Genomic DNA, 19860 nt, shown 5'->3' with positions numbered 1-19860 from the left:
AAACCCTTTCCGCTAGAAACTGTGACCTATGTCATGACATATTGTCAAGAATACTTTTGGATATTGTCGGGCTGGGCCGCACATCCGCATCAGCCCCTTCCCCAACTCCGCGGCCGCCCTTACCGTGGACGGATGGGACTGAATATCCAAATCGTGATCGACTCGTCAAACCCGCATGAGCTCGCCGACTGGTGGGCGGAAACCCTGCAGTGGGCTGTGGAACCACAGGATGCCGGCTTCATCCGTTCCATGATCGAGCAGGGATACGCCACCGGGGACCAGACCATGACGCACCGCGGAAACCTCGTATGGAAGGACGGCGCCGCCATCCGGCCGCCCGAGGAAATAGAAGCCAAAGCCCCCGCCCGTCGCATGCTGTTCCAGACCGCCCCCGAGCAGAAAACCGTGAAGAACCGCGTGCACTGGGACGTGCGGCTGGACGGCCGGGACAAGGACGAGGTGCGGCGCGAACTCGAGGAGCGCGGCGCCACTTTCCTCTGGACGGCGGGGCAGGGGCCGCATTCCTGGCACACCATGGCGGACCCCGAGGGCAACGAGTTCTGCATCAGCTGACGCCGATTACTAGACTTGGACGGTGAGCAACCAGATCCCAGCCCCGGTGTCCGACGTCTTCGATCCCACGCGCTGGCGGGTGGTTTCCGGCTTCGAGGACTTCCAGGACATGACCTACCACCGGCAGGTGGAGCGGGATTCCGACGGCGGCTGGGTGCGTGACCTGCCCACGGTCCGCATTGCGTTCAACCGGCCGGAGGTCCGCAACGCGTTCCGTCCGGGCACCGTGGACGAGCTGTACCGCGCCATGGACCACGCCCGCATGACCCCGGACGTCGCCACCGTGCTGCTCACCGGCAACGGCCCCTCCCCCAAGGACGGCGGCCACTCCTTCTGCTCGGGCGGCGACCAGCGGATCCGGGGCCGCGACGGGTACCGTTACGCCGACGGCGAGACCCAGGAGACCATCGACCCCGCCCGTGCCGGACGCCTCCACATCCTGGAAGTCCAGCGGCTCATGCGGACCATGCCCAAGGTGGTCATCGCCGTCGTCAACGGCTGGGCGGCCGGCGGCGGGCACTCCCTGCACGTCGTTTCAGACCTCACCATCGCGTCCCGGCAGCACGGCAAGTTCAAGCAGACCGACGCCACGGTGGGCAGTTTCGACGCCGGCTACGGGTCGGCGCTGCTCGCGCGGCAGGTGGGACAGAAGACCGCCCGCGAAATCTTCTTCCTGGCCCGTGAATATTCCGCTGAAGACATGGTTCGGATGGGCGCGGTAAACGAGGCAGTGGACCACCCGCGGCTGGAAGAAGTGGCCCTGGAATACGCGGCGGACATCGCCCGGCAGTCGCCGCAGGCCATCCGCATGCTGAAGTTTGCTTTCAACCTGGCCGATGACGGCCTGGCAGGCCAGCAGGTGTTTGCCGGCGAGGCGACCCGGCTGGCCTACATGACCGACGAGGCGGTGGAAGGAAAAGAAGCCTTCCTGCAAAAACGCGACCCCGACTGGTCACGCTTCCCCCACTATTTCTAAGAAGGGACGGCAATGAACAGCGACGAATCACCGGCCCCCGGCACCGGCGGCCCCCTCAATATCGAACCCGCCCTGAAAGCCCTCGCGGCCGCCCTCCACGGCGAGGGCCCCGCCGTCGAACTCTCCGTCGGGGCAGACGGCGGGCTGGTGGTGGGGCACGTGGAAACCCCCGGCTGCGACGACGCAGTGGCCGTGGTCCGCACGTCCGGATCCACCGGTACCCCCAAGGCGACGCTGTTGACGGTGGAATCCCTGGCGGCCTCCTCCATGGCCACGGCGCTGCGGCTCAAGGGAGAGGGGCAGTGGTTGCTGGCCCTCCCCGTGCAGTTCGTTGCCGGAATCCAGGTTCTGGTGCGGTCCCTGTTCGCCGGGACCCGGCCCTGGGTCATGGACATGTCCGGCGGCTTCACGCCGGAGGCCTTCACCGCCGCAGCGCTGGAACTGACTGACAAAATCCGCTTCACCTCCCTGGTTCCCACCCAGCTCCAGCGGCTCCTGGAGGACCCGTCGCCGGAAACCCTCGCGGTGCTCCGCCGGTTCAATGCCATCCTTCTGGGCGGCGCCCCGGCGCCGCAGTCCCTGCTGGCAGCTGCCCGGGACGCCGGCGTGCGGGTGATCACCACTTACGGTTCCGCCGAGACCTCCGGCGGCTGCATCTACGACGGCTACCCCTTGGAAGGCGTCTCCGTCCGCGTGGCCGCGGACGGCCGGATCCTCCTGGGCGGGGACACGGTGGCCGCCGGCTACATCGAGGCACCGGATGAAGAAACCGGGACGTTCTTCGAGGAAGACGGCGTGCGCTGGTACCGCACCAGCGACCTCGGCTCCATTGACGACGACGGCCGCCTCACCGTGCTGGGCCGGGCCGACGACGTCATCATCACCGGCGGTATCAAGGTTTCCGCCGCGCACGTGCAGGAGCAGCTGGAACAGTCCGACGCCGTCTCCTCGGCTTTCGTGGCCGGCGTCCCCTCCGCGGAATGGGGCCAGGCCGTGGCCGCCTACGTGGCCCTTGCCGGGGGCGGCGCCTCCGGGCACGGCGACACGGCGAAGGCCGGCGCCGGGCAGCACGCCGGGGAACCCGGCGTCGAGCTTCAAAAGCAGTGGCAGCGCGAATTGGGGGTCCTGGCACCCAAGACCGTGCTCACCGCGCCGGAGTTGCGGATGCTGCCGAACGGCAAACCCGACCGGCTCGCCATGACCGCGGAACTCAGTGCCCTGCACAAGGGAAAGTAGAGTGGACCTGCACCACCGCGGCGGGTGCGCCCGCTCCATCCTGCCGTCATATCGAAACAACACGAGGTACTAACCGTGGCCACAGCCGCCCAATGGATCCAAGGCGCCCGACTCCGGACACTTCCGGCAGCAATCGCGCCCGTGCTGATCGGCACCGCCGCCGCCTACGAAATGGACTCGTTCCTGCTGCCCAACGCCCTCCTCGCGGCCCTGGTGGCACTCCTGCTGCAAGTGGGCGTGAACTTCGCCAACGACTACTCCGACGGCATCCGCGGAACCGACGACGACCGCGTGGGGCCATTGCGGCTGGTGGGTTCGGGCGCCGCCAGGCCTGAGCACGTGAAGTGGGCCGCGTTCGGCACGTTTGCCCTGGCCATGGTTTTCGGCCTGGCCTTGGTGGTCCTGACCCAGGCGTGGTGGCTGATCCTGGTGGGGCTGGGCTGCGTCATGGCCGCCTGGGGCTACACGGGCGGCAAGAACCCCTACGGCTACATGGGCCTCGGCGACCTTTTCGTCTTCGTGTTCTTTGGCCTGGTGGCCACCTTGGGCACCACCTACACGCAGGCCGGGCACATCAGCCTGCCCGCAGTCATCGGCGCGATCGGCACCGGGCTGATCGCCACGGCGCTGCTGATGGCCAACAACGTCAGGGACATTCCCACTGACATGCAGGCCGGCAAGAAGACCCTCGCCGTGCGGCTCGGAGACAAGCATGCGCGCGAAAGCTACGTCCTGATGCTGGCCGTCGCCATCCTGCTGGTGGTGATCCTGGCCCCCGGCCGGCCATGGATCCTGATCGTGCTGCTGCTCATCCCGGCCTGCCTGATGCCGGCCTGGCTGATGATCAATGGGCGCAAGCGCAAGAGCCTGATCCCGGTCCTTAAGCAGACCGGGCTGATCAACCTCGGTTACAGCATTTTGTTCTCACTGGGGTTGATCCTCAGCCACGGGTTCTAGGCGTTCTTTTTGCCCTTGGCGTTGTTGATCGTGATGTCGGGGTTGGCATCGAGAAGGGCGTCCTCGGCATTCGCGTCCTGGATTTCCCCGGCCGAGCGAAGCGGCTTGGCCTTTCCGGAAAAGCGGTGCTGCAGGGCTGCGGTGGCAGCGTCCCGCTGCTTCTGGAAGAACAGGTAGCTGATGGCGAAGGCGATGAGCGCGGCGCAGACCACGGACATCAGCACCCCGACCTGCAGGAACGCGAACAGGACGAACAGGGGCACGAAGATCGCGAGCCGGATCAGGGAATATTTCAAAAAGGCCACTATTCAAGTTTAGCCGCCTCCGCCCGCGGCCCCTGCGCGTCCTGACGATAGACTTGATGGCATGCTCTTCCGTGTGGCTTTGGCCGTCGCAGTCCTCGTCATCTTTGTGTATGGCCTGGTGGACGTGATCCGTACCGAGGGCCGCCTGACCCGGGGCATTTCCAAACCGGCGTGGATTATCGTCCAGATCATCCTGCCCGTCCTGGGCGCCATCCTGTGGTTGCTGATCGGCAGGCCGCGCGGCACCGCGCAGCCCCGGCCGAGCTACCCCCACCCCACCGCTCCCGACGACGATCCCGACTTCCTGCGCAACCTGGAGGCCCGGCGCCGCACCCAGGCCGAGGCTGAGCGGCTCAAGAAGCTAAAGGATGAATTGGACGCCAAGGCCAAGGACGCCGACCGGAAACCCCGGCACGACACCGACGAACACGACACCGACGGACTGAAATAGGGGCCATGACGTCCCCGCCCGGAGGAGACGAGCAGCGCCTGTCCCTTCCTCCACCTCGGCCTGGGATGTCCTGGTCCGCACCGCCGCCCATCCCGGCCATCCCTTCCCTGCCCCGAATCGTCAGGACTGCCCGGACCCTCTGGGTCCTCAGCTTCCTCGCCGGACTTACCGTGCTGGCCGGCTCCTTCGTGGCCCGCGATTCGAACCTGCAGCGCCTCCGCGCCGTGGTGGCGGACGCGGCGGCCCGTGGCGGCGTGGCGCCCGCAGGTACCGCCGCAGACATCGTCTTTTGGGGAAGCATGGGCGCCCTGCTGCTGGTCACGCTCCTGGAGGCGTTGGCCTTGGCTGCGGTCCTGAGCCGGCGGCCCTGGGCCCGTTGGGTCCTGCTTCCGCTGCTGGCCAGCCACTTGCCTGTGCTGCTGCTGGCGTCCGTCTTCCTGGTCCCCACCGGCGCGGCCGGCAGCTATGTGGTGATGCTGTGGGTGGCCGGCGTGGCCCTGGCGTTCGGCGGACTGGTACTGCTCTTCCTGCCGCCGGCCGGTGCCTGGCTGCACCAAGGACGCTCCCTAGGCTGACCGCGGCTGGCGGTTGCCGCCGTCGCACGCGGCCACCACGCCCTCGCAGCTGCGGATCACCACCCGGCATGCCTCCGCGGCCTGCCTTCCGGTCAGTGGGCTCTCGGCCACCCCGCGCCAGCGTGCCAGGTACCGCCGGGCCTCTGCCGCCAGCACCTCGGGACGGGAACCGGCGTCCAGGCCCAACCGCACCCAGGAGGCCGCACCGCTGCCGCCGACGAGCCGTTCAGCTTCCGCACCCAGTTCCGGTGGCAGGTCAACGCCCGTGGTCCGCAACACCGCGAGCAATTGGAGCTCCCGGATCTCGTGGGCGTTGGCCTGGAGCCGTTCCAGGGCGGCCGCCAGGCGCTCCGTCCCCTCGCGGGGGCGGCTGGACAGGAGGTTCTCCACAGCCGCCAGCGCGGTCCTGGCCTTCAGTGCCTCGGACCTCGCCTGGAACTGGCGGTCCAGCACATCCAGCAGGGGATCCAGTCCGCTGCGCCGGGCAAGCTCATGGGCGAGGGGTGTGGCTTCCGTGAACCCGTTCCGGATGAGGACCGAAGCCAGCCGGATGCCAAACAGCCCGTACCGCTCCAGGAGGGCCGCCCGTGCCTCCTCCGTCAGTCCCGCGGGTTCGCTGGCCCGGCGGAACCTGTCGGCGGAAAGCAGCATCCATTCACGGACGGCCCGGTCAAGGCCTGCCAGCAGGCGCAAGGCCTCGAAGTCCGCTTGGCGCAGGGTGCGGGCACTCTGTGCCAGGAGTCCGGCCACCGGGACCACCGCCAGCGCCAGTTTCCGCAGGTTGGGGTCGCGGCTGTACCTCTCCGCGATGATGCCCGCGGAGATCAGGGCGTCAATCCGGCCGGCCCCGACTTCATCGGCCCGCGACAGCACCGCGATGGCATTGACCGTGCCGGAGCGGCCGGCCCGGGTGTCACGGAAGGACTCGAGGAACCGGAGGTCCGACGCGTGCAGGTGGCGCATCAGGTAGACGACGGCGTCAGCTTCCGACGCCGAATCCTCCGGCGTGAGGAACGCCAGGCTTCGTGCGGACACGTCCCGGGACAGGGATGCGATCCCCGGGGTGTCGATCAGGGTCATGCCCTGCAGTGCCGGTGCCGGCCATTCGACCTCGAGCTTTTCCACTTCCTCCGCACGCGTCCCGTCCAGGACGAAGACCAGGCGACCGTTCACGCGTTTCAACGGCAGGTTTCGGGGCTCCCCGTTGAAGGGGAACAGCGTGATGCGGGGCGTGGGCCCGTGCCGGTACCACGTGACGATCCTGGTGCATTCGCCGGTGTCCGTGGGAGCGATTTCTTCGCCGATGATGGCGTTCAGGAGGGTTGATTTCCCTGCTTTGACCATGCCCGCCACGGCGATCCTGAGTGGCTCGGCCAGGCGCCGGGCATAGCCCTCCAGCATCACGGCGGCTTCCCGGTCGTCGCCGTAGGCCTCCAGGGTGTCCCGGATGAGCTTCGCCGCCCCGGCCATGGTGGCCGCTGTCATCCCACCCCCGCGGCGGTGCGGACGCCGGAGGCGCTTACCTCGGCGGCTACAGCTTCGGCGGCCCGATGCAACGCCTCCACCTTCTTGAGCTCGGTCCTGATGTCGCGGATGCGGCCTTCCTTCTCCTGGGCATAGGAGTTGGCGGCTTTTTGGGCTGCCGCCACGGAGTCCGACAGGGAGCGGTGGTATTCGTCGGCGATTTCGGTGAAGTGGTCCCGCGTGGTCCGCTGGACCAGGCGCAGCCTGTCTTTGAGTTGCTTTCCCACCTGGAACGTCACGTCGTCGAGCTGGCGCCTGACCAGGGTTTTAGCTTCGCCCTGGCGGCGTTTCAGCCGCGCTTCCTTGTCTTCCCGGTAGGCCTTGCGTCCCAGCAGCAGGCCGGCTCCTACGGAGAGCGGATTGATCAGGGCCATCCCGAAGATCCCGGTGAGGAGGCCGAACATCAGCACGCCACCGTAGGACCCGCGCATGCCGATCAGGACCTTCTGGACCGGGTTCACCCGGCCGGGATCCAACCCGGGCATCTGGTCTACCGGGTCGAGGGCGTCCCCCGCGTCGGAGACGTGCAGGACCGGCAAGGAGACCTCGTCCGCGGCAAAGTGCTCTGCCACTTGGGCCGCGAGCCATTGGGACCGTTCGCTGGTCCAGACGAACGTGTCGGAAACCGCTGCCGCAACGCATTCTTCGAGCCACTGGGAGAACTCGGCCCAGACCGGCCCGGGATCGCCTTGGTCGATCGCGGCCTCGGCTTCGCGTTGGATCCGGCGCAGACGGTCCCTGAGGTCGTACTCCATGTCGGCAATAAGGTCGTTGATGCCGTCACTGAGGGTCAGCTGCCAGCGGGCGGAGCGTTTCCGCAGTTCGTCGGCTTCGGCTTTGGCGTGTTCCAGCGCCTCGAGCATGTACGGGGTCCCGTCCGGATTCTCCAGGGCCTCCAGCTCGGACTGCAGGGACAACCGGAGGTTCGCGGTGACCGAGAGCAGGTCCTGGCTGACGGAGCGCCGCTGGAGGCGCTGGGCCTTCGCCACGACCTCGTTGCGCAGGTGCGCTACCAGGGCGGGATAGCCGGATTCGGCATTGAGCTCGTTGTCCTGGAGCCGCGAGGCCTCCAGCCGGAGGTCCGCGGACACGGGGAACAGCGGAATGTCGGGTGCCACGTGGTCAAGATGTGCCCTGTCCAGCTCCTCCACGCGCCGCCAGTCCGGGTAGAGGTCCGTCTTGGAAAGCACCGCTGCCACGCTGGGAGTGATCCGCATGGCCTTTCGCAGGAAGCGGAGCTCGGGTTCGGTGTATTCCTGGGACGCATCCGAGACCAGCAGCATGGCATCGGCCGTGGGAAGTGCGGTGAGCGTAGTCAGCGTGTGGGTCGACCCCATGCCGCCCACCCCCGGGGAATCGATGATGGTGAGACCGCCGGTCAGGACCCGCCTGGGCAGGCAGACCTCCGCGGCCGTGAGCTTCCTGCTGTTGCCCGGGTTGCCTTGCTCGGAGACGAGGGCGGGCAGCTCCGCCAGGTCCACTGGACGGCGTTCGAGGCCCTCCTCCCCGGCGTCGGGAGTGCCGGTCGAGGGAACCAGGATGGCGGCAGACGCCGGATCCCCGTACCGGACTGCCGTGGGAACAGAAGTGGCAATGTCATCGTCCACCGGACATACGGGGGCGTTCACCAAGGCATTGATGAGCTTGCTCTTGCCCTGTTTGAACTCCCCCACCACGATCACCCTGATGCTTGGATCCTGCAGCCGGACCACGGCCTGCTCCAGCCTCTTCCGCAGGTCCGGGCGGTCCCCGCTCCCCACCAGCTGCAGGCCCTGCTCAACCAGCGTCATGAGCTGGCCCGCCGTCATGGGGCCAGGGGGCCTTGCGGGTCCTGCTTCTGCCACGGCGCGTCCTTCGTTCCAGTACCCAATGTCCCGGGCGGGAGGTGGACGCCTCCTGCCCGCCGGTTTACCTTTCCGGCACCAGCGTGTTACAGCCCGGCTGAGTCGTCAACCACCGGGATCTCGATGATGTGGTGGGCCTCCAGGTCCGTGTCGGGGTGGGCAGGGTTATCCTCGGCGAAATCGAGCTGGTTGTCCCCGGCCAGGCTGGTGGCTGCGTTGTCCTGGAAGGAGTCGTCCAGGTGTGCATCCAGCGCCGCGGAGCCATAGCCGGAAGGATCGCTGAACGGCCCGCCCGCAGGTGGGAAAAGGCCGGCCTCCAAGGCGTGGTCGGCATGACCGGGTTCCCCGGCGGATGAATCATCCGGGTCGGGCCCGGGCCCGGCGGCCAAGGAGCCGGACAGCCCACCGTGATCGTCCCAGGGGTCGTTCGCGACGCCGGCGTCCCCGGGACCTGCGTCCACCAGGCCGGTGTCCCCAGGACCTGAACCTCCGTTACCCGGGTCCCCAATGGCCGGGTCCCCAAGGCCGGCGTCGCCGAACACGGCGGGGGCATGGACTGAGGCCATAGCCGCGTGGTCACCCGGTGCCATCGGAACCTCGTTGTCGAACCACTGTTCCGCGTCCCCGTGGGCCCAGACGTTCTGTGGCGCGGATTGGCCTGAGATGGTGGCCCGCTCATCGACGATGGTGGCGCCGGCGGTGTAGGAGAAGTGGTCCACCACGTGGTGGAGCTGCTGGACCGCGTAGGCGTGGTCGTCAGGGTCGTAGCCGGCACCGCCGTAGCCCGCGCCATGGCCGCCTTGCCCTGCCGCGGGGCCCGCGGGCCCGGTCCACGGGCCGCTGCCGCCGGCGCTGTAGCTCCGCTCGAAAGAGGAAGCGTTGACCGTGATCGGGGCATAATCGAGAACAACAGGCATGGCGGCGTCCACATCGGCCGAACACACGTTGCCCAATCCGTGGTCTGCCAGCGCCCTTTCCGGGTTGTCCAGGAAAGCCTGGACTGCTTCCCGGTCGCCGAAGAGGTTCATGAGGAACTGCACGAGGTCGTTCGCGAGTGTTGGCATCTGCGTGCTCCTCACATCTTCTTCGAGTTTCGGATCGACGGGTGCAGGACCCGGGCTGGTTCAAACCTAGGTTCGCAGCCGTGCACGGGGCATCGGGCTCATTCCCCCTAACGGCGGGCGTGGATGCGGGGTTCGGGCACCCCCGGCGCTAGGGGCATTAGGGGTTTCATTCCTGCCGCGGATGCAGGTGCTGGGGTTTGGCCGGCGCGGAATTGTCCGTACCGAGGGCAAGGCGCAGGCGGGCCAGCAGGTCGGAGCGGTTCTCGGCCCCCAGCCGCCGCCTGATGCGGGCGATGTGGTGCTCGGCCGTCCGGGGCGAAATGTAGATGGACTCCCCGATCTCCCGGTAGGTCTTGCCTTCCAGCACCAGCCTGGCCACTTCCTTCTCCCGCTCGCTCAGTCCCGAGGCGTCAGGCTGGCCCTTTCCGCCGGTCTCGGCGCTGGTTCCTGCCGGCACTTCAGGCGTCCCGGCCGGGCCGCCCTGCGGGTGGAGGTCCCGGGCGCAGGCCAGCAGGCGCATCATGTCCCTGCGGTCCTCTGCCCGCGCGGCAGCGTGCCCGGCGAGGCGTGCTCCCTCCCATGGCATCCCCACCCCACCCAGCAGACGGGCCGCACCCTCGACTTCGGCGGGCCGGAACCTCCCGGCCAGCACCGAAACCCAGGCCTTGCCAGCGGCAGCCAGGATGGCGGCGAGGTGGCTGTGGGTCGAGGCCTTGGCCAGCGCCGTCGCGTGTGGAGCGAGGTCGGCGGGGCTCTCGTTCAGCAGAGCGGCCTGTACCGCGGCCCAGTGCAGTGGTACAGCCCACAAGGAAGGTTCCCCCAGGCGGCCGAGCAGCTTCCACGCCTCGTCCACGTAATGCGCAACGCGGCGCGTCTCCCGCAGCCGGGACGCAGCAATGAGGAGCTCGCCCCAGGGCAGCAGGCTGTAGAGGTCCACGGAGGTGTGCAGCATGGCCTCGCGGGCGCGTTCCCAGGCCCGGAGGAGCTCCGGAACCTCGCCATTCCTGCGGGCCAGCCCCACGTCAAGCGCCGCGCTGAGGAATTCGTCACGCGGGACCAGCGGCCAGTGGTTGATCTTGGCGGCCTCCGTGGCAGCCAGCCGCGCCTCCTCGGGTTTGTCCTGCATCATGGCCGCCCAGGCCTGGATCAGCAGGAGCCTGGGCTGGGCGGCGCTGCCCCCTTGGCCCGCCGCCACGGCTGCCCGGCATACGGTCTCCGCCAGGTGCGGCTCCCCGCTGTGCAGGGCCAGCAGTGCGGCCAGTGCACCGGGTGTTTCCGGCAACGGAAGCGCCATGCCGGCCGAGTTCAGCAGGTCCGAGGCATGGATCAGTACCGCGATTCCTTGTTGCGGTTTCTCCCCCAGGGAGGCGAGGATCCCCTGGCCGGTCTGGAGCAGTGCGGACGCGAGGAGGGTCGGGGAGGCCTGCGGGGCTCCCGGCGGGAAGAAGGCTTCCGCGCCCTTGAGGTCTCCGGTCCCCAGGATGGCGACGGCGGCCAGCGGCGCGGATGCCCCCACGCGCTCGGTGCCCAGCCAGTTGTAGACGTCGCCGGCGCGGGCCAGCATTCCCCGCTGCGCCCACACGGAAGCGGCCACGTCAACGCCGCGGCGTACGTCCGGAGGGTCTGTGCTGACCAGGAGGGTGTCGATGATCCGCGCCGCGGCGTCGAGTTCCCCGTCTCCGGCTGCGGCCTGTGCGCGCCGGGCTGCTGTTGCCAGGGGATCGGCTCCGGCGAGGAGGGCCTCTTCGTAGAGCTGCGAGGCGAGCCTGGGGTCATCCTGCAGCGCGGTATCTGCGGCCTGCTCCAGTTCCCTGGCTACGCGCGGATCTGCGAGGCCTCCCCGTGCCAGTTCCCGGGCAATGGTTCCGAGCGGTTGTCCTGCGGACGTGAAGACGGTTACGAGTTCCCGCTGGAGGGCCTGGATCTTGGCGGTCGGGGTAACGGCCAGCAGGGCGTGCCGGACCGGGCCCACCACCGAGCCGTCCGGCATCAGCAGACCCGCTGACTCGGCGCGGTCCACCAGGGCGTCAAGGTTGTCCACGGCTCCCCTGCCAACTTTGTGCTGAAGGCCTGCCGGAAGCGGACCGGGCAATGCGAAGCCCACGGAGAGCGCCAGCAGCAGTTCGCGGACTGCCGCGTTGGCCCCCTTCAACTGTGTGGGCATTAATTCCGCGGGATGGGGCGGGTGCCCCGGGTGCTCCAGCGCAGCGTGCAGGGATCCGGACCGTTCCACACGCTGCAGGTGCCCGTCCATATCAGGCCGCCGGGGACGTCGTCGGAGCCGTCGCTACGGCTGCATCAGTGGGCGTGGTCGTGGGGTTTGTTTCCTCCGGCGTGGGGGAAGGGGCGGTGGCCGGCACCGGCGTCAGGTCTACGGATGTCGGGGACACGATGGGCTCGGTGGCCGGGTCCGAGGCCCCGGTGGTGGTGGGCACCGCCGTTGAGAGCGGCGTGGGCGGGGGTGCAGCCGAGGTGGGCGGATCGGTGGGGCTCGTGGAACCGGAAACCGGCGTGGGTTCGGTGGTGGTACTCGGCGGCGCGGTCTCCGACGGTGTCGCGGTGTCTGACGGCGTGGCAGTTCCCGTCCCGGGGGCCGTACTGCCGGGCGGGGCGGTGTCCGGTGGCGGGGCGGGATCCACGGTCACGGATTCAGGCACCACTCCCGTTCCGGCCGTCCCGGTCCCTGCCGGGGCACCCCCGGCCGTGGCACCATCGGCTGCACCGGCTGCACCGGCGCCCGTGGTTGCCGTACGTCCCAACTCCTGTTGTTTGCTGGTGGGAGAGGCGGAAACGTCCAGGCCCGCCTGCGGCGCGAGCGGCTTTTTCGCAACGGCCTCGATCCCGGCCAGCGGCTGCGGGTTCACCGCGACAGCAGTTCCCCCGGCGCCCGGGGCTTCGGTCCCCGCCGGACCGGTGGCCGCTCCCGGACCGGAAGCTCCGGTGTCTGCCCCTGCCTGCGGGACGAACATCGCAGTCAGGTTCCCCAACCCGTCCGGACTTTGCGCGGCCGTGGCCGTCAGGACCGTCAGGATGGCCGCAGCGGCGGCGACCGCCGTGACGCGGACCGTCGGTCTCGGGGCGTGCGCACCCCTTCGGCCGCCCCGTACTCCGGGAAGCCGGCCCGTCCCCACCAAGGCCCCCGCCGTCGTCGCATGCCGGCGTGACCAGCTGGGCCTGACCGGGGCGCCGGACACGCCCGGTGCCGCAGGGACAGGGACGACGCCGGACGGGACCCCGGCTGCCTCGGCAACAGGCCCGGACGCTGCGGCCAGGGCAGTGGCGTCAGCTGAGTGTGCCAGGGCGGCCGCGACGGCAGCCCCGAGGCAGATGGAGGATTTCGGATCGGCGTCTACCGCGATGGGCCGGCCCAGTTGTTCGGACACCAGCTGGGCCACCAAGGGAATCCGGGACGAGCCACCTATCAGGAGCACCGCGGACAGGTCGGCGGGTTCAAGGTGGAGCCTGGACAGGGATTGTTCCAGCGCGTCCACCGTGTCCCGCACGGGGTCTTCGATCAGGGCCTCGAATTCGGCCCGCACCAGCCGCACCTGCTGCTGGACTCCGGGCAGGAGCACCGGGATGGTGGCTTCGCTGTCGGCAGAGAGCGCTTCCTTGGCCTCGACGCATTCACGCCGCAGCCGGCTCAGGGCGCCCATCACGGCGGGGTCGGCGGGGTCGAGGTCCGTCAGCGCAGTTCCGGTGTGCTGTGCGACGTAGCGGAATACGGCGGCGTCAAAGTCCGCGCCGCCCAGGTCCTCGATGCCGTCCGGGCGGCCCAGGAGCTCGAAGCTGCCGGCGCCGGATTTCCTCAGCACGGCGGTGTCGAAGGTCCCGCCGCCGAGGTCGTACACCGCGATGGTGCTTCCGTCCTCCACCCGCACTTGGGAGGCATAGTGCAGGGCCGCAGCCTCGGGTTCGGGAAGGAGCGTGACATTGTCCAGGCCATGGGCGGCCAGGGCATCGCGGATGGCGGACAGCCGGTGGATCCCCCAGGCTGCCGGGTGGGTCAGGAAGATGGCCGCCGGAAGCGCGCCTTCGCGTTCGGCCGCCCGGTTTGCCACCCACCGTGCCACGGTGGCGAACACATCTTCAGGCCGTACTGTCAGGGTGCCCAGGGCGAACGGGACGTCGTCGCCGACGCGCCGCTTGAATTCCCTGACGACGCGGCCGGGTGAATCGAGGCCGCGGCGCGCCGCGGCTTCCCCCACCAGGATCGGGCCTTCCTCCGGGTAGTACACGACGGAGGGCACGGACGTTCCGCGGAGGCCTAACGGCAGGCACTCCGGGAGGGGCGAAGCACCTTCGTCGAAACGGACAACGGCAGCCGCTGTGTAACTGGTTCCGACGTCGACGGCGAGAGCGTAGCCCATGGGTACCTCGGAAAGCTGGTGATCCGCCTGCAAGCTTCATCACAGGGAACCTGACCAAAGTAGCATTTCCGGAGGACCGGGGAACAGCCCTGTTGCTACATCGAATGGTTATTCGATGCAGGCCGCCTTAGAGGCCCGAATAGGAATGGAGCCCGTTGAACAACGTGTTCACGATGGTGAAGTTGAAGATCACGCAGCAGTAGCCGACGATCGAGAGCCAGGCGGCGCGGGTTCCGGTCCAGCCGCGCGTGGCACGGGCGTGCAGGTAGCCGGCGTAGACAACCCAGATCACGAATGTCCACACTTCTTTGGTGTCCCAGCCCCAGAACCGGCCCCAGGCCTTTTCGGCCCAGATGGCACCGAACATGAGGGTGAAGGTCCAGCCAATGAAGGCGATGGCGTTGATCCGGTAGGACAGGTTCTCCAGGCTCAGTGCGGAGGGCACCAGGCGCATGAAGCCGAACTTGTCGGCGCCGCCCGCGGCAACGGCCTTCTGCCGGTGCGACTGGACCAGCTGCAGGGCGGACATGGCGAACGTCAGGGTGAACAGGGCGGACGACAGCACCGCGATGGAAACGTGGATGACCAGCCAGTAGCTCTGCAGCGCGGGCACGAGGTGGCCGACGGGGGTCCAGAAAGCCACCGAGGCGGCCACCATCATGATGATCACCAGGCCCACCACGAAGGTGCCAAGGAAGCGCAGGTCGCGGCGGATCAGGGAGAGCAGGAACACAGCCGCCACCAGGAACGCGCCGGTGGTCAGGAATTCGTACATGTTGCCCCACGGCACCCGGCCGGCACCAATGGCCCTGGTCACCACGCCGGCGCCGTGGATGAGGACGGCGAGGGTGGTCAGGGCCACGGCAACCCGCGCCGGAACCCGGCGCTCCGCGGCGTACTTCATGTCACCGTCGGCCGTGGCGACGCCGCCGGAACCTGCCGCGTTGGCTTTGGCAGTTGACGACGACGGCCGCTCGGCCCGGCCGGCCGGCCCGTCCAGGCGGGCTTCGGCGGAGCCGGCACCCACGCCGGCTGCTACGGGAACCTTGGCCGGGGCACCCGCCTGGGCGGCCTTGAGGTCCACCGCGCGCAGCGCCTTGCTGCTTTTGGCCAGGTCCCAGGCGAAGGCGATGAAAGCCACCGTGTAAGTACCCGCGGCCAGCAGCATGAAGAGTTCGCTGTACTGGCCCATGGTTTCGTTGATTCCAAATGGCATTACTGGTCCTTTTCGGGCCCGGTGGGGCCTGCTGGGGTGCTGACGGAGCCTGCGACATTATCGCCTGTCCGGCTGGGAGTTTGCTGGGACCCGGCGGTGCTTTCGGCATCAACGTGGTCGGATGCCGCTTCTTCGGCGGCATTGTCCGCGGGCAGTTGCCATTCCGTGGCGAAGAGTTTCCGGAGGGCGGCCGCCTCGCCGGCGAGGCGGTGGTCCTCGCCGCGGGCCAGGAGCCCGTATTCCACCATGGTGCGGCCGTCCGCAGCGGTGCCGGTGCGCACCCAGACGCGCCGACGGTTGACGTAGAGCGAGACGATCAGGCCGGCCACCGCGAGGAGTGCGAACACCAGGGCGTAGACCTGGCCCGGGTTGTGGTGGATGTCCACGCCGATGTAGCGCTTCACGCCGTCAAAACTGATGCTGCCCTTGCCGTCGGGCAGGGTGTAGGTGGAGCCGGGCGCCAGGGTGATGCCGCCTGCGGCCAGGTTCCGCGCGTTGAGGGGCGTCAGGTTCCTGACGTCGAGTTCGAAGACGTTCTGCGGCGCACCGCTGTTCAAGCCCAGGTCGCCGTAGTAGGAGTTCAGTGTCAGCTGCGGGTTGAAGAGTTCGGGGTCGGCGCTGAACGAAACGTTCTTGTCCGTGACGAAGGCGGTGGGAAGGAAGAAGCCCACGAAGCCCAGCTGGTCCGGCTTCGCGTCGGGGACCTTGATCACCACTGAGGAGTAGTAGTTGTCCCCTTGCAGCTTGGCCACCACCGGGCCCTGCATGGCGATGTTCCCGGCCCCGTCGCGGACCGTGACCACAGGGGCGTAGCCGTTGCCGGTGAGGTAGATGCTGGTGCCGCCCAGGCTCACGGGATCGTTGACCTTCAGGATTTCCTGCTTGGCGGGGGCGTCCGGGGTTTCCCTGGTGGTGACGGCGGCCGAGAAGTCGATGGGCTGCCCGAATTTGCCCTTCGATTCCCGGTCAAAGGTGATGTTGAACTTGTCCAGCTGAAGCGAGTAGGGCTGGAGTTGGCTGGACTGGAAGTTGGTGCCCGGGTTGAACTGGTCGTAGCCCACCAGGGTGTTCACGAACGTGTCGCCCTCCACCAGGATGCGCTGGCCGCTGTACCCGAACAGGCCGCCGGCAGCCACGGACACCAACACGCCGATCAGCGAGGTGTGGAAGACCAGGTTGCCCACTTCCTTGAGGAAGCCGCGCTCGGCACCCAGGGACGGCAGGGCGCCGTCGGCATCCCTGACCTCCACCCGGTAGCCGCGCTTGCGGAGCAGCCCGGCGGCGCTGTTGATGGCGTCCGACGCCGGGATCCCGGCGTCGGCGGGAACCACCAAGGTGCCGTATTCGGGGAGCCGGGACAGGCGCTGCGGTGTACGCGGCGGCTGTGAGCGCATGGCTTTGTAGTGGGCGATGGCGCGCGGGACCACGCAACCGATCAGCGAGATGAAGAGCAGCAGGTAGATCGCCGAGAACCAGGCCGAGGAGTAGACGTCGTAGAGCTGCAGGGAGTCCAGCAGCTTGCCGTAGTCAGGGTGGTCCTTGATGTACTGGGTCACCACGGAGGGGTTGGCGGGCCGCTGCGGGAACAGGGAGCCGGGGACGGCCGCGACGGCGAGGAGCAGCAGCAGGAACAATGCTGTCCGCATGCTGGTCAGCTGGGTCCAGGCCCACCGCAGCATGCCAATCGGGCCCAGCGCCGGGAGGTTGGCCTCTGCCTTGGCTTCCGCGACAGGGGTGGCTTGCTTCTTCTTTACGTTCACACGCTCGCTCATCAGATCGGCAACTTCACGTCGGTTTGGAACCAGTACTGCAGCCCGGTCACCCAGGCCCCCCAGACGCCCGTGGCCATCAGCAGGCCCAGCACCACCAGGATGCCGCCGCCGGTCCGCTGGATGGCAAGGCGGTGCTTGCGGAAGAACGCCATGACGCCCATCCCGCGGCGCACGGCCAGCGCGATCAGCAGGAACGGGATGCCCAGTCCCAGGCTGTAGACGAACGCCAGGAAAGCGCCCTTGGCGGCGGATGATCCGCCGGAGAGGCTGAGCAGTTGCACGGCGGAGTAGGTAGGTCCGATGCAGGGCGCCCAGCCCAATCCGAAGGTCAGGCCCAGCAGGGGTGCTCCCCAGAGTCCGGCAGGCGGTTTGGCGTGGATTTTTGCGTCGCGCTGGAGCCAGCTGAAGCCGCCCATGAACACGATGCCCATGATGATCACCAGGATTCCCAGGAGCTGGGTGATCCAGGCGTTGCGGCTGCCGCTGATCAGGGTGCCCAGCTGCCCGAACGCGCCGCCCAGCAGGACGAAGATCACCGAAAAACCCAGGACGAACAAGCCGATGCCTGCCAGCATCCGGCCGCGCTTTTGCTTCTGCAGGTCAACGCCGCTCAATCCCGTGACGTATCCGAGGTAGCCCGGAACGAGGGGCAGCACGCAGGGCGAAAGGAAGGACACCAGGCCGGCGAGGAGCGCCACCGGGATGGCCAGGAGGAGCGAGCCGCTGAGGATGGCTTCGGCGAAGGGACTGTTCACGGTTCCCGGGCCGCCCTACTCCGCCACGGCGGCGGTGATGAGGGCCTTCAAGGTGCCCTTCTCGATCTCGCCGAGGACCCGGGACGCCACCCGCCCCTGCTTGTCCAGGACCAGGGTGGTGGGAACGGCCCCGGGCGGAACCAGGCCGGACACGGACAGCAGGACGCCGCCGTCCTTGTCATCGAAGCTCGGGTACGTCAGGTTGAAGGTCTTCTCGAACGCCTCCGCCGTGGGCTTCTCGTCCCGGAGGTTGACGCCGAAGAACTGCACGCCCTGGTCCTTGAACTCCTGATGGAGTTCTTCGAGGATGGGCGCCTCCACCCGGCACGGGGCGCAGGCGGCGAACCAGAAGTTCAGGATGCTGACCTTGCCCTGGAAGTCGGCAGGGGTGACCTTGGCCCCGCTGAAGAGTGCCCCCTGGATCTGGACGGCTTCCTTGCGGTCGCCGGCGGCGAACTCGGTGACGGAACCGTCGCCTGCCACATAGTTCTTGTTGTCCCCGGCCTTTGCCTGCTTTGCCAGGGCGTCTTCCTGGGCGCAGCCGGACAGGCCCAGGGTCAATGCGCCGAGGGCCAGGCCGCCCGCGGCGAGCATGCTCCGGCGCGTGGGGAGGAAATCGTTGGTCACAGCTAGGCTCCAGGGGTGCTGGCGGCACCGGGAAGAAGGGACGCGGCGGGTTCGCTGTACTCAACGCGCAGCAGCGAGCCGTCGTCGGCGAACACCAGGGACGTGACGGAGGTCAGCGTGCACTCGCGCTTGCGGGGATCATGCCACAGGGGCCGGCCTTCGGCGCTGAGCCGTGCGGCCCAGATGGGCAGCTGGTGGCTGACGAGGATGGCCTCGGGTCCGGTGGCGCCGAAATCGCCGGCAGCCAGGTCAATCGCCCGGAGCCGGGCGTCCTGCGCTGCAGCGGCAACGCGGGCCGCCTGCTGCGTGTAGGGCTCGCCCCAGGACGGGCGCAGCGGATTGACCAGCCGGGGCCAGTGCTTGGGCCGGCGCAGCTCTGCCTTGGTGACCTTCATGCCCTCGAAGTAGTTTTCCGCCTCGATGATCCGCGGCTCGGTGTTGATCTGCAGGTGCAGGGCTTCCGACGTCGGCCGTGCCGTTTCCTGCGCACGCTCAAGCGGCGAGGCGGCCAGGTAGGTGATGCGGGCGCCCTGCTCGGCACGCTGCCGGAAGTGCTCGGCGAGGGTCCTGGCCATCTCCTGCCCCAGTTCGGAGAGGTGGAATTCGGGGAGCCGTCCGTACAGAACGCCGTCGGGATTATGGACCTCGCCGTGGCGGAGCAGATGGACAGTGGCTTGGGGCATGTTTACCAGTTTCTCAAAGATGGCGTGCGATCCGAAATCTTCTACGAACAGTAGAACTTAAGTTTCTGAAGAAATGTTCCGAATGCGGGAACAAAAGATGCAAATGCATGTTTATACTGGATGCAGCAAGATAGTTGAGGCTTCAACCGATGAAGGTTCAACCGCAAGACCACAACAGGCATTAAGAACAAGGAGCATCATCATGGCACTTCCCGCAGACATCACCACCGGCACCTGGACCCTGGACAACTCCCACAGCGAGATCGGCTTCACCGTCCGTCACGCCGGCATCAGCAAGGTCCGCGGCCAGTTCACCGAAGCGGCCGCGACGCTTGACCTCCTCGAGGACGTGGCCGACTCGAAGATCAACGCCACCATCAAGACCGCCAGCTTCGATTCCGGCGACGCCAACCGCGACGGCCACGTCAAGGGCGAGGATTTCTTCGACGTGGAGAAGTTCCCGGAGATCTCCTTCGTCTCCAACGGCCTGGTGGCAAAGGGCAACAGCTACGAGCTCACCGGCGACCTCACCATCAAGGGCGTCACCCGCCCGGTAACCCTGGAGACCGAGTTCAATGGCGTGGCCGTTGACCCGTTCGGCAACACCCGCGCAGGCGTCTCCGCCGAGACCACGATCAGCCGCAAGGACTTCGGCCTGACCTGGAACGCCGTCCTGGAGACCGGTGGCGTGCTGGTCAGCGACAAGGTTGCCATCAACCTGGAGCTCGCCTTCATCGCTCCCGCAGCCTGATTCCGCTCCGGCCCACCCCGGCAGCAAGCATTCCGCCTGGTGCCGGGGTGCCGCATTTAACGCCTGTCGCACCTTGAACGGCCCCGCGGAATCACGCACAACCAGGGCTGCCGGGGGTACGGTGGACCTAAGCCATGCTGGGGGCGGCACAGGACCGATTCCCGGCAGCCCGCCCGGATCC

18 protein-coding genes are annotated in these 19860 nt (G+C 68.0%); 7 read left to right on the top strand and 11 right to left on the bottom strand.

Features of this window, described 5'->3' with window-relative positions; genetic code table 11:
- Positions 1-132: 132 nt before the first annotated feature.
- The 4 genes from QRM95_RS06820 (at position 133) to QRM95_RS06805 (ending at position 3742) form a co-directional block, all read left to right on the top strand.
- Positions 133-573 (top strand): VOC family protein, encoded by a 441-nt coding sequence (locus QRM95_RS06820; protein WP_285247046.1) that lies wholly within the window; start codon positions 133-135, stop codon positions 571-573.
- Positions 574-595: 22 nt separating this feature from the next.
- On the top strand, positions 596-1549 hold the full coding sequence (locus tag QRM95_RS06815) for a 1,4-dihydroxy-2-naphthoyl-CoA synthase (RefSeq protein ID WP_285247045.1): 954 nt from the start codon (positions 596-598) through the stop codon (positions 1547-1549).
- Between the two features lie 12 nt (positions 1550-1561).
- Entirely contained in the window at positions 1562-2785 is a 1224-nt protein-coding gene (locus QRM95_RS06810) for an AMP-binding protein (protein WP_285247044.1), read from the top strand.
- Between the two features lie 75 nt (positions 2786-2860).
- Entirely contained in the window at positions 2861-3742 is an 882-nt protein-coding gene (locus tag QRM95_RS06805; protein WP_285247043.1) for a 1,4-dihydroxy-2-naphthoate polyprenyltransferase, read from the top strand.
- On the opposite strand, the gene QRM95_RS06800 is transcribed toward QRM95_RS06805, so the two are convergent.
- Positions 3739-4047 carry a DUF4229 domain-containing protein gene (locus QRM95_RS06800; protein WP_285247042.1) on the bottom strand — a complete coding sequence of 103 codons (309 nt, stop codon included), beginning with the start codon at positions 4045-4047 and terminating at the stop codon, positions 3739-3741. The genes QRM95_RS06805 and QRM95_RS06800 overlap by 4 nt on opposite strands.
- Before the next feature lie 61 nt (positions 4048-4108).
- On the opposite strand from QRM95_RS06800, the gene QRM95_RS06795 reads away from it, so the two are divergent.
- Positions 4109-4498 carry a PLD nuclease N-terminal domain-containing protein gene (locus tag QRM95_RS06795; RefSeq protein WP_285247041.1) on the top strand — a complete coding sequence of 130 codons (390 nt, stop codon included), beginning with the start codon at positions 4109-4111 and terminating at the stop codon, positions 4496-4498.
- Between the two features lie 65 nt (positions 4499-4563).
- The gene (locus QRM95_RS06790) at positions 4564-5073 is read left to right on the top strand and encodes a hypothetical protein (RefSeq protein WP_285247040.1); all 510 of its coding nucleotides are present in this window, start codon (positions 4564-4566) and stop codon (positions 5071-5073) included.
- On the opposite strand, the gene QRM95_RS06785 is transcribed toward QRM95_RS06790, so the two are convergent.
- The 10 genes from QRM95_RS06785 to QRM95_RS06740 all read right to left on the bottom strand — a co-directional run bounded on the left by QRM95_RS06785 (position 5065) and on the right by QRM95_RS06740 (position 18928).
- A complete protein-coding gene (locus tag QRM95_RS06785) occupies positions 5065-6558 on the bottom strand; it encodes a dynamin family protein (protein WP_285247039.1) in 1494 nt (497 codons plus the stop codon). The two genes, QRM95_RS06790 and QRM95_RS06785, sit on opposite strands and share 9 nt — an antisense overlap.
- Positions 6555-8405, bottom strand: coding sequence for a dynamin family protein (locus tag QRM95_RS06780; RefSeq protein ID WP_285247199.1), 1851 nt, complete (start codon positions 8403-8405; stop codon positions 6555-6557). The genes QRM95_RS06785 and QRM95_RS06780 overlap by 4 nt, the downstream gene beginning before the upstream one ends.
- 122 nt (positions 8406-8527) lie before the next feature.
- A complete protein-coding gene (locus tag QRM95_RS06775) occupies positions 8528-9505 on the bottom strand; it encodes an IniB N-terminal domain-containing protein (RefSeq protein WP_285247038.1) in 978 nt (325 codons plus the stop codon).
- A 166-nt stretch (positions 9506-9671) separates the two neighbouring features.
- Positions 9672-11759, bottom strand: a complete 2088-nt coding sequence (locus QRM95_RS06770) for a LuxR C-terminal-related transcriptional regulator (protein WP_502934938.1) — start codon at positions 11757-11759, stop codon at positions 9672-9674.
- Between the two features lies 1 nt (position 11760).
- The gene (locus QRM95_RS06765) at positions 11761-13875 is read right to left on the bottom strand and encodes an Hsp70 family protein (protein ID WP_285247036.1); all 2115 of its coding nucleotides are present in this window, start codon (positions 13873-13875) and stop codon (positions 11761-11763) included.
- A gap of 127 nt (positions 13876-14002) precedes the next feature.
- Positions 14003-15091, bottom strand: a complete 1089-nt coding sequence (gene ccsB, locus QRM95_RS06760; protein WP_285247035.1) for a c-type cytochrome biogenesis protein CcsB — start codon at positions 15089-15091, stop codon at positions 14003-14005.
- A complete protein-coding gene (gene resB, locus QRM95_RS06755; protein WP_285247034.1) occupies positions 15091-16863 on the bottom strand; it encodes a cytochrome c biogenesis protein ResB in 1773 nt (590 codons plus the stop codon). The genes ccsB and resB overlap by 1 nt, the downstream gene beginning before the upstream one ends.
- Positions 16863-17618 (bottom strand): cytochrome c biogenesis CcdA family protein, encoded by a 756-nt coding sequence (locus QRM95_RS06750; RefSeq protein ID WP_285245318.1) that lies wholly within the window; start codon positions 17616-17618, stop codon positions 16863-16865. Before QRM95_RS06750 ends, resB begins: the two co-directional genes overlap by 1 nt.
- Before the next feature lie 15 nt (positions 17619-17633).
- Positions 17634-18212 (bottom strand): TlpA family protein disulfide reductase, encoded by a 579-nt coding sequence (locus QRM95_RS06745; protein WP_109045380.1) that lies wholly within the window; start codon positions 18210-18212, stop codon positions 17634-17636.
- A gap of 35 nt (positions 18213-18247) precedes the next feature.
- Positions 18248-18928, bottom strand: coding sequence for a histidine phosphatase family protein (locus QRM95_RS06740; RefSeq protein ID WP_285247033.1), 681 nt, complete (start codon positions 18926-18928; stop codon positions 18248-18250).
- 202 nt (positions 18929-19130) lie between these two features.
- On the opposite strand from QRM95_RS06740, the gene QRM95_RS06735 reads away from it, so the two are divergent.
- Entirely contained in the window at positions 19131-19679 is a 549-nt protein-coding gene (locus tag QRM95_RS06735) for a YceI family protein (protein ID WP_285247032.1), read from the top strand.
- The last annotated feature ends 181 nt before the right edge of the window (positions 19680-19860 follow it).

It is taken from the genome of Pseudarthrobacter sp. efr-133-R2A-89 (genome assembly GCF_030209315.1).
Classification (GTDB): Bacteria; Actinomycetota; Actinomycetes; order Actinomycetales; family Micrococcaceae; genus Arthrobacter.
Note: the sequence above shows the minus strand (reverse complement) of the source record. Positions and strands in the feature narration are given on the sequence as shown.

Excerpts from the sequence above, each read along its gene's own strand:
- QRM95_RS06820 (WP_285247046.1), top strand. The coding sequence starts at position 133 with ATGGGACTGAATATCCAAATCGTGATCGACTCGTCAAACCCGCATGAG.
- QRM95_RS06810 (WP_285247044.1), top strand. The coding sequence starts at position 1,562 with ATGAACAGCGACGAATCACCGGCCCCCGGCACCGGCGGCCCCCTCAAT.
- QRM95_RS06795 (WP_285247041.1), top strand. The coding sequence starts at position 4,109 with ATGCTCTTCCGTGTGGCTTTGGCCGTCGCAGTCCTCGTCATCTTTGTG.
- QRM95_RS06790 (WP_285247040.1), top strand. The coding sequence starts at position 4,564 with ATGTCCTGGTCCGCACCGCCGCCCATCCCGGCCATCCCTTCCCTGCCC.
- QRM95_RS06785 (WP_285247039.1), bottom strand. The coding sequence starts at position 6,558 with ATGACAGCGGCCACCATGGCCGGGGCGGCGAAGCTCATCCGGGACACC.
- QRM95_RS06780 (WP_285247199.1), bottom strand. The coding sequence starts at position 8,405 with ATGACGGCGGGCCAGCTCATGACGCTGGTTGAGCAGGGCCTGCAGCTG.
- QRM95_RS06775 (WP_285247038.1), bottom strand. The coding sequence starts at position 9,505 with ATGCCAACACTCGCGAACGACCTCGTGCAGTTCCTCATGAACCTCTTC.
- QRM95_RS06770 (WP_502934938.1), bottom strand. The coding sequence starts at position 11,759 with ATGGACGGGCACCTGCAGCGTGTGGAACGGTCCGGATCCCTGCACGCT.
- QRM95_RS06765 (WP_285247036.1), bottom strand. The coding sequence starts at position 13,875 with ATGGGCTACGCTCTCGCCGTCGACGTCGGAACCAGTTACACAGCGGCT.
- ccsB (WP_285247035.1), bottom strand. The coding sequence starts at position 15,091 with ATGCCATTTGGAATCAACGAAACCATGGGCCAGTACAGCGAACTCTTC.
- resB (WP_285247034.1), bottom strand. The coding sequence starts at position 16,863 with ATGAGCGAGCGTGTGAACGTAAAGAAGAAGCAAGCCACCCCTGTCGCG.
- QRM95_RS06745 (WP_109045380.1), bottom strand. The coding sequence starts at position 18,212 with ATGCTCGCCGCGGGCGGCCTGGCCCTCGGCGCATTGACCCTGGGCCTG.
- QRM95_RS06740 (WP_285247033.1), bottom strand. The coding sequence starts at position 18,928 with ATGCCCCAAGCCACTGTCCATCTGCTCCGCCACGGCGAGGTCCATAAT.
- QRM95_RS06735 (WP_285247032.1), top strand. The coding sequence starts at position 19,131 with ATGGCACTTCCCGCAGACATCACCACCGGCACCTGGACCCTGGACAAC.